13 protein-coding genes are annotated in these 13,698 nt (G+C 73.1%); 3 read left to right on the forward strand and 10 right to left on the reverse strand.

Annotated elements, in window-relative coordinates:
* Window positions 1–61: 61 nt before the first annotated feature.
* A complete protein-coding gene (locus NBW76_RS12800) occupies window positions 62–790 on the forward strand; it encodes a cutinase family protein (RefSeq protein ID WP_056554032.1) in 729 nt (242 codons plus the stop codon).
* A 27-nt stretch (window positions 791–817) separates the two neighbouring features.
* Here the strand turns inward: NBW76_RS12800 and NBW76_RS12805 are convergent, their stop codons facing one another.
* Both NBW76_RS12805 and ligA read right to left on the reverse strand, forming a co-directional pair.
* Window positions 818–1,063 carry a DUF1272 domain-containing protein gene (locus NBW76_RS12805; RefSeq protein WP_056554029.1) on the reverse strand — a complete coding sequence of 82 codons (246 nt, stop codon included), beginning with the start codon at window positions 1,061–1,063 and terminating at the stop codon, window positions 818–820.
* A 2-nt stretch (window positions 1,064–1,065) separates the two neighbouring features.
* The gene (gene ligA / locus NBW76_RS12810; RefSeq protein WP_055967129.1) at window positions 1,066–3,255 is read right to left on the reverse strand and encodes an NAD-dependent DNA ligase LigA; all 2,190 of its coding nucleotides are present in this window, start codon (window positions 3,253–3,255) and stop codon (window positions 1,066–1,068) included.
* An 84-nt stretch (window positions 3,256–3,339) separates the two neighbouring features.
* On the opposite strand from ligA, the gene NBW76_RS12815 reads away from it, so the two are divergent.
* On the forward strand, window positions 3,340–3,516 hold the full coding sequence (locus NBW76_RS12815) for a hypothetical protein (protein ID WP_156364755.1): 177 nt from the start codon (window positions 3,340–3,342) through the stop codon (window positions 3,514–3,516).
* Between the two features lie 730 nt (window positions 3,517–4,246).
* Here NBW76_RS12815 and NBW76_RS12820 read toward each other — a convergent pair.
* Genes NBW76_RS12820 through NBW76_RS12830 form a run of 3 tightly spaced genes read right to left on the reverse strand, consistent with a single transcriptional unit; the run spans window position 4,247 to window position 7,561 of the window.
* The gene (locus tag NBW76_RS12820) at window positions 4,247–5,209 is read right to left on the reverse strand and encodes a methionine synthase (protein WP_235492938.1); all 963 of its coding nucleotides are present in this window, start codon (window positions 5,207–5,209) and stop codon (window positions 4,247–4,249) included.
* Entirely contained in the window at window positions 5,206–6,315 is a 1,110-nt protein-coding gene (gene mnmA / locus NBW76_RS12825) for a tRNA 2-thiouridine(34) synthase MnmA (protein WP_056554025.1), read from the reverse strand. Before mnmA ends, NBW76_RS12820 begins: the two co-directional genes overlap by 4 nt.
* Before the next feature lie 28 nt (window positions 6,316–6,343).
* The gene (locus NBW76_RS12830) at window positions 6,344–7,561 is read right to left on the reverse strand and encodes a cysteine desulfurase family protein (RefSeq protein ID WP_055967123.1); all 1,218 of its coding nucleotides are present in this window, start codon (window positions 7,559–7,561) and stop codon (window positions 6,344–6,346) included.
* Window positions 7,562–7,623: 62 nt separating this feature from the next.
* Between NBW76_RS12830 and NBW76_RS12835 the strand changes: the two genes are divergently transcribed.
* Window positions 7,624–8,094, forward strand: a complete 471-nt coding sequence (locus NBW76_RS12835) for a DUF3995 domain-containing protein (RefSeq protein WP_056554022.1) — start codon at window positions 7,624–7,626, stop codon at window positions 8,092–8,094.
* A 27-nt stretch (window positions 8,095–8,121) separates the two neighbouring features.
* Here the strand turns inward: NBW76_RS12835 and NBW76_RS12840 are convergent, their stop codons facing one another.
* From NBW76_RS12840 to NBW76_RS12860, 5 genes are read right to left on the reverse strand one after another with little or no spacing between them, the layout of a single operon-like run.
* Window positions 8,122–9,237, reverse strand: coding sequence for a cysteine desulfurase family protein (locus NBW76_RS12840; RefSeq protein WP_056554865.1), 1,116 nt, complete (start codon window positions 9,235–9,237; stop codon window positions 8,122–8,124).
* Window positions 9,234–10,115 carry a carboxylating nicotinate-nucleotide diphosphorylase gene (gene nadC, locus NBW76_RS12845; protein ID WP_056554019.1) on the reverse strand — a complete coding sequence of 294 codons (882 nt, stop codon included), beginning with the start codon at window positions 10,113–10,115 and terminating at the stop codon, window positions 9,234–9,236. The genes NBW76_RS12840 and nadC overlap by 4 nt, the downstream gene beginning before the upstream one ends.
* Window positions 10,109–11,656 carry an L-aspartate oxidase gene (nadB, locus tag NBW76_RS12850; RefSeq protein ID WP_056554016.1) on the reverse strand — a complete coding sequence of 516 codons (1,548 nt, stop codon included), beginning with the start codon at window positions 11,654–11,656 and terminating at the stop codon, window positions 10,109–10,111. Before nadB ends, nadC begins: the two co-directional genes overlap by 7 nt.
* 1 nt (window position 11,657) lies before the next feature.
* Window positions 11,658–12,962: a quinolinate synthase NadA gene (nadA, locus tag NBW76_RS12855; RefSeq protein ID WP_082481882.1), complete on the reverse strand. Its 1,305-nt coding sequence runs from the start codon at window positions 12,960–12,962 to the stop codon at window positions 11,658–11,660.
* The gene (locus NBW76_RS12860) at window positions 12,959–13,642 is read right to left on the reverse strand and encodes an NUDIX domain-containing protein (protein ID WP_056554013.1); all 684 of its coding nucleotides are present in this window, start codon (window positions 13,640–13,642) and stop codon (window positions 12,959–12,961) included. The genes nadA and NBW76_RS12860 overlap by 4 nt, the downstream gene beginning before the upstream one ends.
* Window positions 13,643–13,698 lie beyond the last annotated feature (56 nt).

A 13,698-nucleotide genomic window follows, 5' to 3' on the forward strand; every position in this document is an offset into this window, starting at 1 on the left:
GAGCCGTGGAAGGGCGGAGGCACCCGCGGGTACCTCGTCGGCCGCCTGCCATGCTCGAGGGATGTCCCCCTTCTCCCGCCTGCTGCTGCCCCTGGTCGCCTGCGTCCTCGTGCTGACGGGGTGCTCCGCGGCCGGGAACGACGCACTCCCTGAGGCCACCGACGGGTGCCCCCAGGTGCAGGTCGTCGGGGTCCGTGGGCAGTCGCAGTCGCTCGACAAGAACCGTGGCCTGGGCACCGAGGTCGACGGCGTGGTCACCGACCTCGAGGAGCGGCTGGCAGCGAAGGGCGTGGACGACATCGACGTCGACGCGGTCCGGCACCGCAGCCGTGACGCCTCCGACGTCGACGTCTACGAGGCCGACGTCGACCAGGGCCGACGGCTGCTGGCCCGCCAGCTCACCGCGTCGGTCCGGGACTGCCCGGAGGCACGCCTGGCGGTCGTCGGCTTCAGCCAGGGCGCACAGATCGCCCAGGAGACGCTCGCCGACCGACCCGCCCTCGCCCGTCGCGTCGACGCGCTCGCGCTCATCGGCAGCCCGCGGCACGACCCCGACGCCCCGTTCATCCGCCCGGACCTCCCTGGTTCGGAGGCCACCCTCGACGGCAGCCTGGGCGCCGGTCCGGACCTCGGTGCGCTCGCCGACCGGACGGTGGATGCCTGCTTGACCCGCGACGTCGTGTGCGACGCCGACGGAGGTACCGACTACACCGTGCACAAGACCGGGTACGAGGACGCGGCCATCACGAGCCAGCTCGCCCGCGCCGTGCAACGCCTTCTGCTGGGCTGAGGCAGGACGTCCGGACGGAGGAGGTCGTCACGCTCGGGTCAGGCAGTCGGGCGCGTGCACCCGGATGGTCGAGGGCGGGTGCGCCGCGAGCCTTGAGGGCGACGGGACCGGCCGGCGGACGAGCTCGCCGCCGCAGTTCGGGCACGTGAGGTCGAGCCGGCCCTCGGCGCAGTCGCGGCACCACGTGCACTCGTAGGTGCAGATGAAGACGCCGCGGCTCGTGGGCGCGAGGTCGACGTCGCAGCACTCACAGCTCGGACGAAGCTCCAGCACGGTCAGGCCTCACCCTCGGTGTCCGGCGCGTCGGCCCCGTCCTCGTCGTTGGCACCGTCGTCCGCGTCGGCGTCGTCCTCGGCCGCAGGAGGCCCGTCGGCGAGCAGCTTCTTGAAGCCGTCCTCGTCGAGGATCGGGACGCCCAGCTGCTCGGCCTTCTCGGCCTTGGTGCCGGGGCTGTCGCCGACGACGACGTAGTCGGTCTTCTTGCTCACCGAACCCGACGCCTTGCCGCCGTGGGCGATGATCGCCTCCTTGACGGAGTCACGGGTGAAGTCCTGCAGCGACCCGGTGACGACGACCGTGAGTCCCTCGAGGGTGCGCACGATGCTGTCGTCGCGCTCGTCGGCCATGCGTACCCCCGCCGCAGCCCAGGCATCGACGATGCCGCAGTGCCAGTCGACGGTGAACCAGTCCACGACGGCGTCGGCGATCGTGGGACCGACGCCCTCGGCCGCTGCGAGCTCCTCGGCGCTGGCGGCGCGGATGGCCTCCATGGTGACGAACTCGGTGGCGAGTGCCCGCGCCGCGGTGGGGCCGACGTGGCGGATGGACAGGGCCACGAGCACCCGCCACAGCGGCTGGGTCTTGGCCTTCTGCAGGCCGTCGAGGAACTTGCGACCGTTGGTGGAGAGCACCGTGTCGTCCGGACCCAGCACCGGGGCGTCCGGCGCGCCGGCGGCGACCGCCTCCTTCTCCGCCCTCTTCGCCGCTCGGCGGTACAGCGGCACGGTGAGCAGCTGCTGCTCCGTCAGGGCGAAGAGCCCGCCCTCGTCGACGAGCACCCCGGACTCGAGCAGCGCCACGGCGCCCTCCCAGCCGAAGACCTCGATGTCGAAGGCACCTCGGCCGCCGACGTGGGTCAGCCGCTCGCGCAGCTGCGACGGGCAGGACCGCGTGTTGGGGCAGCGGATGTCGGCGTCGCCCTCCTTGGCGGGGGCGAGCGGAGTTCCGCACGACGGGCACTCGGTGGGCATGACGAACTCGCGCTCGGTGCCGTCGCGCAGCGCGACGACGGGCCCGACGATCTCGGGGATCACGTCACCGGCCTTGCGCAGCACCACCATGTCGCCGATGAGCACGCCCTTGCGCTTGACCTCGTGCTGGTTGTGCAGGGTGGCCATCTCGACCGTGGACCCGGCCACCTTGGCCGGCTCCATGAGCCCGAAGGGCGTGACGCGTCCCGTGCGGCCCACGTTCACGAGGATGTCCTTGAGCCGGGTGTTGACCTCCTCCGGCGGGTACTTGAACGCGATCGCCCATCGCGGCGCGCGGGAGGTGGAGCCCAGGCGTCCCTGAAGCGCCACCTGGTCGACCTTGACCACCACCCCGTCGATGTCGTGCTCGACGTCGTGGCGGTGCTCGCCGTAGTGCTCGATGAACTCCTGGACCGCGTCGAGGCCGGTGACGACCCTGGCCCTGTCCGACGTCGGGAGTCCCCACGCCTTCAGCGCGTCGTAGGCCTCGGACTGCCGCTCGGGCCGGAAGCCCTCGCGGTAGCCCAGGCCGTGGCAGACCATGGACAGCGGCCGCGAGGCCGTGACCGAGGAGTCCTTCATGCGCAGGGTGCCGGCCGCGGCGTTGCGCGGGTTGGCGAACGGGTTGTTGCCGGCCTCGGCCCAGGCGGCGTTGAAGTCGTCGAAGGCCTGCGTGGGGAAGTAGACCTCGCCCCGGACCTCGACGTAGGCAGGCACCGGGAACTCGTCCGTCGCGGAGAGACGGTGCGGGATCGCCTTGATCGTGCGGACGTTCTCGGTGACGTCCTCCCCCACCCGACCGTCGCCGCGGGTGACACCGCGGGTGAGGACACCGTCCTCGTAGGTCAGGCTGATGGCGAGACCGTCGACCTTGAGCTCGCACAGGAACTCGGCCTCGCCCGCGCCGTCGCGCTCGAGTCGCCCGTACCAGGCCTCGAGCTCCTCGCGGCTGAACGCGTTGTCGAGGCTGAGCATCCGCTCGCGGTGCTCGTAGGCCTCGAACGACGAGGAGACCATGCCGCCCACCTGCTGGGTGGGCGAGTCGGGCGTGCGGAGCTCGGGCAGCTGCTCCTCCAGCGTCTCGAGCTCGCGCACGAGGGCGTCGTACTCGCCGTCGGAGATGGTCGGCGCGTCGTCGCGGTGGTAGCGCTGGCGGTGCTCGTCGACCTGCTCGGCCAGCTCCTTGTGCCGCTGCCGCAGGTCGTCGTCGCTCATGCGTCAGACGATATCGGCGCCCGCCGACACGTGCGCCGCGAGTCGCGGGGTGCATCGGTGTCGACGACCTGGCACGGTGGACGCATGAGCACTCGACGTCTCGTCCCGATCGTCCTCGGCGCTCTCCTCGTGGTGGCCGGGCTCGTGGGGTTCTTCGCCCTCGACGGGCTCACGGCCGACGTGGTGTGCGGCGTGGCCGTGGTCGTCGGCATCGCGGTCGTGCGGCTCGGCAGTCGCCCGGCCCGCGACGAGATCGTGTGAGGGCCATGGTGCTGCGTCGCTGCGGCTGAACCTTCGCTGGTGCGCTTCCCCGGCTGGGTCTTCGCTCGCTGCTGCGTCGCTCCGACTGGGCCTCGAGCTGCGGCTGCGTCGCTGCGGCTGCGAGTCGGCTCGGTCTCCGAAAGGGCCTCGACCGGCGGACGGGTCCGGGGTCGGTCGGGTTCTCGGAGTGTGGCTCGAGGGACGCACGATTCTGCGTTCGCGCGTGAGGGCTCGAAGGATGCTGCGTTAGCTACGGGTTCCCGTCGTGAACGCAGCATCGTTCGGGTTGTTGTGCGCGAAGGCAGAATCCTGCGTCCAGCGGGGCTTCGGTGCGCGGCGGCTGGGCAGGGATTCTCCCTTTGCGCGGACCGTTGCACGAGAAGGGATAATCCCTGCCCTTCTGAGGCCGTCTTCGTCGCCACGACTCTTCCTTCGTGAGGCACGGTCCACGCGAAGGAAGCATCGTGCGTGGATCACGCGCAGAGGGAGAATCGTGGCTGCGCCCCGCAGGTCCGCCCGGGTCGAGACCCACCGGTGCGGTCGAGGCCCTCTCGGAGACCGAGCCGACTCGCAGCCACAGTGACGCAGCAGCAAGCGGAAGCCCAGCCGGAGCCGCGCAGCCACAGGGACGTACCGACCCAAGCCACGCAGCAGCGGGTCGCACACGACCGCAGGAAGCGCACCCCCACGCGATGCACACAGGGGGTGGCCGCAGCGCCCTCGACGGTGGTCAGCCCGCGAGGGCGGCGAGCTCGGCCAGCACCTGGCGGGCGTGGGCCGGGGTGGCCCCGGCCAGGCCGCAGGACGGCGTCACGACCACCCGGTCGTGCCAGGCGTCCTCGGCGAAGCCCAGACGGTCGAACCACGCCTCCAGCGTGCGACGGGACGCGGCCGTGTCGAGCGCGGCGTCGGTCGACGGAAGGATCCCTGGCCACAGGTCCGTCCCCGCCTCGAACGCCTCGGCCCAGGCGTCGCCTCCAGAGGGGGTGTCGAGCGACAGGTCGAAGGAGATCGCGTCGAAGCCCGCGCCGCGGAGCAGCGTGACGGGCAGGTCCGGAGCGCACGAGTGCACGACGGGGCTCGCTCCCGCCGCCCGCACCGCGTCGACGACGACGCGCAGCAGGGCGTCGGCCTCCGGCGGGTGCACGGTGCGGTAGCGCCCGAAGCCCGAGGAGGTGGGGACCTGTGCGGACAGCACGGCAGGGAGCATCGGCTCGTCGACCTGCAGCACCAGCTCGGCGCCGGGGAACCGGCGGCGCAGCGACGCGACGTGGTCGGTGAGGCCCGACGCGAGCGCGTGGGCGAGGTCGCGCCGTGCTCCGTGGTCCGAGAGCACCTTCTCCCCCCGCTGCAGCTCCACGGTCGCAGCGAGCGTCCACGGCCCGGCGACCTGCTGCTTGACGGCACCCTGTCGGTCCTGCGCCAGCTCCTCCACGACGTCGAGGTCCTGGGCGAGCAGCGACCTGGCGCGACGGTGGTCCACGCCCGACGCGTCGAGCAGCCGCCACCCACCGGGCTGCAGGTCCGCCCCCAGCCCCTCCAGGAACGCGAGCGAGCGGCCGATCATCTGCGCGCCGACGCCTCGCGCCGGCAGCTCGGGGACGAAGGCCAGGTCGTCGAGCGTGCCGAGCACGGCCTTGACCGACTCGGCGTAGCCCTCCCCCGGCATCGAGCCGACGCCCGTGGCCCTCACCGCACGGGCCCGGAGGAGATGCTGCTGCGACTCGTCGCGGTGATCGTGGCCGACCCGACCACGCGGGTCCCGACGTAGACCACGGCGGCCTGACCGGGGGCGATGCCCTCGGCGGGGTCGACGAGGTCGACGTGGACCCGGCCGTCGTCGAGCACCTCCACGACCGCCCGGTGCTCGGCACCGTGGGCGCGCAGCTGCACCGTGCACTCCAGCGGTCCGTCGGGCGCGGCTCCGCACCACAGCGGTCGGTCCGCCTCGAGGGTGTCGACGAGCAGGTGCTCGCGCGGACCGACGGTGACCGTGCCGGAGACGGGCTCGATGTCGAGCACGAAGCGCGGCTTGCCGTCGTCGGCCGGGACGCCGAGACGCAGGCCGCGCCGCTGTCCGATCGTGTAGGCGTAGGCACCGTCGTGCTCGCGCAGCACCGCACCTGCCTCGTCGACGACCACGCCCGGTCGCGGTCCCAGCTTCTCGGCCAGCCAACCGGCGTTGTCACCGTCGGCGACGAAGCAGATGTCGTGGCTGTCGGGCTTGGTGGCGACCTGCAGGCCGCGACGTGCCGCCTCGTCGCGGACGTCGGTCTTGACCGAGCCGCCGAGGGGGAAGTGCGAGTGACGCAGCTGGTCCTGCGTGAGCACGCCCAGCACGTAGCTCTGGTCCTTGCCGGCGTCCTTTGAGCGGTGCATCTCGACCGTGCCGTCGGTCGCGGTGCTCAGCTGCGCGTAGTGCCCCGTCACGACGCCGTCGAAGCCGAGCGCGAGGGCGCGGTCGAGCACGGCCGCGAACTTGATCTTCTCGTTGCAGCGCAGGCACGGGTTGGGGGTCCGACCCGCGGCGTACTCGGAGACGAAGTCGTCGACCACCTCGTCGGCGAACTCGGCGCTCATGTCCCACACGTAGAACGGGATGCCCAGCGCGTCGGCGGCACGTCGGGCGTCGCCGGCGTCCTCGATGGAGCAGCACCCACGGGCACCGGACCGGTACGACCGGGGGTTGCGGCTCAGGGCCAGGTGCACCCCGGTCACGTCGTGGCCGGCGTCGACGGCACGCGCGGCCGCCACGGCCGAGTCGACACCCCCGGACATGGCCGCGACGAGGCGGGCCATCAGCGGGCCTCCGTCGTCGGTCCGGACATCAACGGCTCCGCACGAGGGAGGCGCGGACGGCACGCTCGTGCACCTGGGGCAGCACCGCGAGCAGCCGGTCGACGTCGGCCTCGGTGCTGGTGTGGCCGAGGCTCAGCCGCAGCGAACCGCGAGCCGCGGCGTCGTCGTAGCCCATCGCGAGCAGCACGTGGCTGGGCTGGGGAACCCCGGCCTGGCAGGCGGATCCGGTGGACACCTCCACCCCCTGCGCGTCGAGCAGCATGAGCATCGCGTCGCCCTCGCACCCCGGGAACGTCACGTGCGCGATGTTGGGCAGACGGTGGTCCGGCCCGGGCTCCGGGTCCCCGTTGACGATCGCGTCGGGAACGATCCGCCCGATGCCGTCGACGAGCCGCCGCCTCAGTCCCTCGATGCGTGCCGAGACCTCGGCCTGGCGCTGCACCGTCAGCTCCAGCGCCCGGGCGAAGGAGGCGATGAGCGCCACGCCGACGGTGCCCGAGCGGAGGTCACGTTCCTGGCCGCCGCCGTGGACCAGCGGCACCGGCGTCACCTCGCGTCGCACGACCAGGGCCCCGACGCCGACCGGACCCCCGAGCTTGTGGGCCGTGACGGTCATGGCGTCCAGGTGCGAGCCGGCGAAGTCGAGCGGGAGGTAGCCCGCTGCCTGGACGGCGTCGCTGTGGACCGGGATGCCGTGCTCGCGAGCCAGGGCCACGACGTCGGCCACGGGCTGGATCGTGCCCATCTCGTTGTTGGCCCACATGGTCGTCACGACGGCCACCGACGCCGGGTCGGACTCGATCTGACCGCGCAGGGCGTCGACGACGACCCGGCCCTGGCGGTCCACGGGGGTCGTGTCGATGCGGGCGCCCTCGTGCGCCGCCAACCAGGTCACGGGGTCGAGCAGGGCGTGGTGCTCGATGGAGCTGAACAGGACGCGGTCCCGCGCCGAGGACTCGTCGTGCCGCGCCCAGTACAGACCCTTGATCGCGAGGTTGTTGGCCTCCGTCCCACCGGACGTGAACACCACCTCGCTGGGCCGTGCGCCGAGACACTCGGCGATCACCTCGCGCGACTCCTCGACCACGCGCCGGGCCGCCCGACCCGACGTGTGCAGGCTCGACGCGTTGCCCGTGCGGGCGAGCTGGTCGGCGAGCACCGCGGCGGCCTCGGGATGCATCGGCGTCGTGGCCGCGTGGTCGAGGTACACGGCGTCGAGGCTCGAGGAGGGATCGGACGAGGTCATGGCTCTCCCAGCGTAGTCACTGGCCCCGAGGCCGGCAGGTACGCTCCCGTCGGGGGTGGTCCATGAGCACCGTGCAGACGTCGGCGCCACGTGGGTGGCTGGTGGTGGCCACCGTGCTGGGGGCGGCTCACGCCGGGATCAGCCTGCTCTGGCTGCTCGGCTCGACCTGGCTGCTCGACACGGTCGGCGAGCCGTTCGTGTCGTGGGGCACCGACCGGGGCGCCGGCGTGCTCGCGGCGCTGGCTGCGGTCGTGGTCTCCAAGCTCGTCGTCGTGGCGCTGGTCGCCGTCGCGGTGCTGCACGGCCGGTTCCGCCGCCCGGCCACCCTCGCCACCGGGGCGCTGCTGGTCTACGGGGCACTCATGACCGTCGGCAACGCGGCCGTGGCTCTCGACCTGATCAGCCCCTCCGACAGCGCCGACCTCAGGGCGATCCGCTGGCACGCTGCGCTCTGGGACCCGTGGTTCGCCCTCTGGGGCGCAGCCGGACTTCTCGCGCTCCGGGCGACACGTCGCTCCCGCACCACGACCTGACGCCCGAACCGAGGGTCCGGCCCCGGCTCACCCGACGACGTCGACCAGGGCGGCGGCGGTCTCGGCGAGCTGGTGGTCGGTCACCGCCACCCCGAAGGTGAACCGCAGCGCCGTCTGCGCCACCTCGCGCTCCAGACCCATGGCCGTCAGCACGTGGCTGGGCTCGTCGCTGCCCGCGTGGCAGGCCGAGCCGCTGGAGCACACGATGCCGCGCCGCTCGAGGTCCAGCAGGACCGACTCCCCCGACCGGCCGGGCAGCACGAAGGACGCGTGGCCGGGCAGCCGCGACGTGGGGTGGCCGGTGAGACGCGCACCGGGGACGCCGGCCAGCACGGCCGCGACGAAGCGGTCACGGCGCGCCGCGACCTCCTCGGCCGTCGACGGGCCGCCACGAGCCAGGCGCAGGGCAGCAGCCAGACCCACCGCGCCGGGCACGTCCTCGGTACCGGACCGTCGCCCGTCCTGCTGACCTCCGCCGTGCACGAGCGGCTCGAACCGCGTGCCCCGCCGGACCCACAGCACGCCCGCGCCCTTCGGACCGCCCAGCTTGTGGGCCGACAGGCTGAGCGCCTGCACGTTCAGCCGAGTGACGTCGACGTCGAGCCAGGCGGCCGACTGCACGGCGTCGGTGTGGAACGGGACACCACGCTCCGCGGCGACGGCGGCCAGGTCCGCGACCGGCTGGACCGTGCCGACCTCGTTGTTCGCGTGCTGCACGCTGACCAGGGTCGTGTCGTCGCGCAGGGCGGCCGCAAGCACGCCGGGGTCGACCGCGCCGTGCTCGTCGACGTCGAGGAGCGTGACGTCGTACCCGATGCGTCCTAGCCAGAGCGCCGACTCCAGCACGGCCGGGTGCTCGACCGCGCTGACCACGACGTGCCTCCCCCGCGGCTGCGCCAGGCAGATCCCCTTCACGGCGGTGTTCGCGGACTCGGTCCCACCCGACGTGAACGTGACCTCGCCCGGCCGCGCCCCCAGCGACACGGCGACGTCGGCGCGAGCCTGCTCGAGGCCGCCACGAGCCGCCTCCCCGAGCTCGTGGTGGCTCGACGGGTTGCCGAACGCAGGCCCGAGGTACGGGCCCATCGCGGCGAGGACGTCGCGGCGCAACGGTGTCGTGGCCGCCTCGTCGAGATAGATCATGGTGCTGTTCCAGCCGCCCACGGCCCGGCACCCCCGCCGGGCGCGACGTCGAGGTCCAGCCCCAGGTCGAGCGCGCGGACGGAGTGCGTCAGCGCCCCGACGCTGATCACGTCGACCCCCGTCCGTGCGACCTCGCCGATCGTCTCGAGCGTGATGCCACCGCTGGCCTCCACGATCGCGCGGCCGGCGACGAGAGCGACTCCCTCGCGCAGCTCGTCGAGGGTGAAGTTGTCGAGCATGATCGTGTCGACCCCACCCGCCAGGACGGCCTCCACCTGGTCGAGCCGGTCCACCTCGACCTCCACGTGCATGGTGTGCGGGAGGGTCGCGCGCGCCGCCCGGACGGCCGCCGTGACGTCCGGGACGAGCGCGAGGTGGTTGTCCTTGGCCATCACCGCGTCCGAGAGCGAGAAGCGGTGGTTGTGGCCGCCCCCGCAGCGCACCGCGTGCCGCTCCAGCGCGCGCAGGCCAGGCGTGGTCTTGCGCGTGTCGACGACGCGCACGTCGGTGCCGGAGACGGCCTCGACGTAGCGCGAGGTGAGCGTGGCGATCCCGCTCATCCGCTGCACCAAGTTGAGCGCGACCCGCTCCCCCTGCAGGACCGCCCGCGCCGGGCCCTGCACGCGCGCCAGCACGTCGCCGGCGGCGAACCGTTCACCGTCGGCCACCAGCAGCTCGACGACGACCCGGGGGTCCACGGTCGTGAACGTCTGCCGGAGCACGTCGGTACCGGCCAGGACGCCCGGCTCCCGCGCCACGACGGACCCACGCGCCACGGCCTCGGCCGGGACGAAGACCTGGGACGTGACGTCGCCGAAGGGCGCGTCCTCCGCGAGCGCCATGTCGACGACGCGCTGCACCTGCTCCCGGCTCAGCACGGCACCGACTCCCGCGCCCCGGCGATCAGCAGGCGCGCCGCCGGGAGGACGACGGCACTGTGCCGGGCCTGCGTCGGGTCGGTGCCGGGGGCGTCGGTGCGGTGGTGGCCGCCCCGCGACTCGTGTCGTGCCAGCGCCGACGCCACGACGGCCGCGCCCACGACGTGCAGGTTCGCGTCCTCGACCGCCTTCACGTCGGCACCCGGTGGGACGGCGCCGGCGCCGATCAGCGTCGAGGCCCGCTCGAGGCCCGCCGCGTCCCGACTGAGGCCGGCGGTCTCCCACAGCAGCTGCTGCAGGTCGGCGCGCTCGAGCGGCCCGGTCGTGATCGCCGACGGCACCTCGACCGGTGCGGCCCACTCGGCGTCGAACGTCTCCTGGGGCGCCGCGCCGAGGACGGCCTCGACCACACGCCGACCGAAGACCGCACCCTCGAGCAGGGAGTTCGAGGCGAGCCGGTTCGCACCGTGCACACCGGTGCAGGCCACCTCGCCGACGGCGTACAGACCCGGCAGCGACGTACGCCCCCACAGGTCGGTCCGGACCCCACCCATGAAGTAGTGCGCCGCGGGCGACACGGGGACGGGCTCGGTCCCCCAGTCCAGCCCGTGGGACCGGACCATGGCGTCGATGGTCGGGAACCTGCGGGCCAGGAAGGCGGTCCCGAGCGCCGTCGCGTCGAGCAGGACGGGCAGGCCACCCTGGCGCGCCATCTGCGCGGCGATCCCTCGAGCCACCACGTCGCGCGGGGCGAGCTCGGCGTCGGGATGCACGTCGGTCATGAACCGGTGGCCGTCCACGGAGCGCAGCACCGCGCCCTCGCCCCGCACCGCCTCGGACACGAGCGGGCTGCCCGGCACGGCGAGCGCCGTGGGGTGGAACTGGTAGAACTCCAGGTCCGACGCGACCGCGCCGGCCCGCAGCGCCATCGCCAGACCGTCACCCGTCGCGACCGCCGGGTTGGTGGTGAAGGGGTAGAGCTGCCCCGCGCCCCCCGTGGCGAGCACCACGGCGTCGGCGGGCAGGACCGTGCCGTCGAGGAGACGCAGACCGCAGACCCGTCCCTGCGTCAGCTGCAGGTCGACGGCCAACGTGTGCTCGCGCACCTCGATGCCGGCGGCGCGGACCCGCGCCACGAGCGCCTCGGAGATGGCCGCGCCGGTGGCGTCGCCCCCTGCGTGGAGGATGCGCGCGTGCGAGTGCGCAGCCTCCAGGCCGCGCGCGAGGTCGCCCGCGTCGACGTCGAACAGCACGCCCCGGCGCATCAGACCCGCGACGGCCTCGGGACCGTCGGCGCACAGCACCTGCACGGCGTCGTCGTCGGAGAGTCCCGCACCTGCCGCGAGGGTGTCGGCCACGTGCGAGGCGACAGAGTCGTCCGCATCGGTCACGACCGCAACGCCGCCCTGGGCCCACGCCGTGTTGCTGGTCCCGAGGGCGGCCTTGGTGACGAGGGTGACCTCGACCCCGTCGCGGGCGTCGGCCTCCAGCGCAGCGGTCAGCCCCGCCACGCCACTGCCGACCACGACCACGCGGGTCATGTCAGGCGTCCTTCGGGAGTGCGGCGAGCATGCGCTCGAGGGCGACCTTGGCGTGCGTCGCGACCTCGTCGTCGACGACGATCTCGTTGCGCACCTCGCCCTCGAGCAGGCCGTCGAGGACCCACGCCAGGTAGCCGGGGTGGATCCGGTACATCGTCGAGCAGGGGCAGACCACGGGGTCGAGGCAGAAGATCGTGCGGTCGGGGTGCTCGGCGGCGAGCCGGTTGACCAGGTTGACCTCGGTGCCGATCGCGATCACGTCGCCCGGCTCGCTCGCGGCGACGAACTTCCGGATGAAGTCGGTGGAGCCGGCCGCGTCGGCGGCGTCGACGACGGGCATCGGGCACTCGGGGTGCACCACGACCTTGACCCCGGGGTGCTCCGCGCGCGCCTTCTCGATCTGCGCGACGGTGAACCGCTTGTGCACGGAGCAGAATCCGTGCCAGAGCAGCACCTTCGCGTCCTGGAGCACCTCGGCGGTGTTGCCGCCGAGCGCCTTGCGCGGGTTCCACATCGGCATCTGCTCGAGCGGGACGCCCATCGCCTTGGCGGTGTTGCGGCCGAGGTGCTGGTCGGGGAAGAACAGCACCCGGTGCGCCCGCTCGAACGCCCACTCCAGCACGGTCGACGCGTTGGACGACGTGCACACGATGCCGCCGTGGCGTCCGCAGAACGCCTTGAGGGCGGCGGAGGAGTTCATGTAGGTGACGGGGAGGACGGGCAGCTTGCCGTCGGCGTCGGGGCCCATGCCCGTGACCGGGTCGGCGTAGAGGGCCTCGAGCTCCTCCCACGCCCCTTCGACGGAGTCCTCGTCGGCCATGTCGGCCATGGAGCAGCCGGCGGCGAGGTTGGGCAGGATCACGCGCTGGCCGGGACCGGCCAGGATGTCGGCGGTCTCGGCCATGAAGTGCACGCCGCAGAACACGATCGTCTCCGCGTCCGGACGGGTGAGGGCGGCGTTGGCCAGCTGGAAGGAGTCACCGACGAAGTCGGCGTGCTGCACCACCTCGTCGCGCTGGTAGAAGTGCCCCAGGACGACCAGCCGGTCCCCCAGCGCCTCCTTGGCGGCGCGGATGCGCTCGTGCAGCTCCGGCTCGGCCATCCGCTGGTAGGCCGCGGGCAGCTGACCCGGACGTACGACCGGCTCGGGGATCGCGTCGCCCTCGGAGGCCCCGGGGCCGTAGCCCGGGACGAGGTCGAAGACCCAGGGGCCCTCGGCCAGCTCGGTGTCGCACGAGTCGGCCGGGCGGGCCGAGATCGCGTCGTGGACGGAACCACCGGGAGCGGGGACGAATGAGGTGGTCATCGGTTCTCCTCGAGGTGTCCGGCGCGTCGGTAGAGCGCCGGAGGTCGGTGGCTCGTACCCGTCAGGTGCGAGCCGGTGGGGACGACGGTGCCGCTCGCCAGGACCTGGCGGCGAAAGTTGGCGGGGTCGAGCGGCCGGCCGAGCACGGCCTCGTGCACGGCACGGAGGTCCGCCAGCGTGAACTCGGGCGTGAGGAACGCGAAGGCGATCGGCGAGTAGGTGATCTTGGCCCGCAGCCGGTCGAGCGCGTAGCCGAGGATCGCGTCGTGGTCGAAGGCAAGTCCCTCGACCTCGTCGGCCACGACCCACTCGACGTTCTCGCCGTCGGTGGCGCGCGCGTCCTCGTCGGGGCGCACGAGCGCCCAGTAGACGATCGAGACGACCCGGTCGGCCGGGGACCGGTCGACCGCGCCGAAGGAGTACAGCTGCTCGAGGTACCCGGGCGTGAGTCCGGTGGTCCGCTCCAGGGTGTGCCGCGCCGACGCGGCGAGGTCCTCGTCGGGCTCGAGCGGGCCGCCCGGGAGCGCCCACAGGCCTTCGTACGGCTCGCGGATCCGCCGCACCAGCGGCAGCCAGAGCGTGGTGCTGCCGGTGGTCGGGTGCGGACGCAGCGCGAAGATCACCGTCGAGACGGCCAGGCTCACCTGGTCGCTCGCGAGCAGGTCCGGTGTCGTCGCCATGGTCCGCCTCCCTTCAGGTACTTCTGACCCTAAGCCCCTCTTATGGTCAGGTCAAC

The organism is Aeromicrobium sp. Leaf245 (assembly GCF_942548115.1).
Classification (GTDB): Bacteria; Actinomycetota; Actinomycetes; order Propionibacteriales; family Nocardioidaceae; genus Aeromicrobium.

Coding starts and splice junctions, on each gene's coding strand:
- NBW76_RS12815 (WP_156364755.1), top strand. CDS start 3,340: ATGAGCACTCGACGTCTCGTCCCGATCGTCCTCGGCGCTCTCCTCGTG.
- nadA (WP_082481882.1), bottom strand. CDS start 12,962: ATGACCACCTCATTCGTCCCCGCTCCCGGTGGTTCCGTCCACGACGCG.
- nadB (WP_056554016.1), bottom strand. CDS start 11,656: ATGACCCGCGTGGTCGTGGTCGGCAGTGGCGTGGCGGGGCTGACCGCT.
- NBW76_RS12830 (WP_055967123.1), bottom strand. CDS start 7,561: ATGACCTCGTCCGATCCCTCCTCGAGCCTCGACGCCGTGTACCTCGAC.
- NBW76_RS12800 (WP_056554032.1), top strand. CDS start 62: ATGTCCCCCTTCTCCCGCCTGCTGCTGCCCCTGGTCGCCTGCGTCCTC.
- NBW76_RS12840 (WP_056554865.1), bottom strand. CDS start 9,237: ATGATCTATCTCGACGAGGCGGCCACGACACCGTTGCGCCGCGACGTC.
- NBW76_RS12860 (WP_056554013.1), bottom strand. CDS start 13,642: ATGGCGACGACACCGGACCTGCTCGCGAGCGACCAGGTGAGCCTGGCC.
- ligA (WP_055967129.1), bottom strand. CDS start 3,255: ATGAGCGACGACGACCTGCGGCAGCGGCACAAGGAGCTGGCCGAGCAG.
- NBW76_RS12835 (WP_056554022.1), top strand. CDS start 7,624: ATGAGCACCGTGCAGACGTCGGCGCCACGTGGGTGGCTGGTGGTGGCC.
- mnmA (WP_056554025.1), bottom strand. CDS start 6,315: ATGGCCCGCCTCGTCGCGGCCATGTCCGGGGGTGTCGACTCGGCCGTG.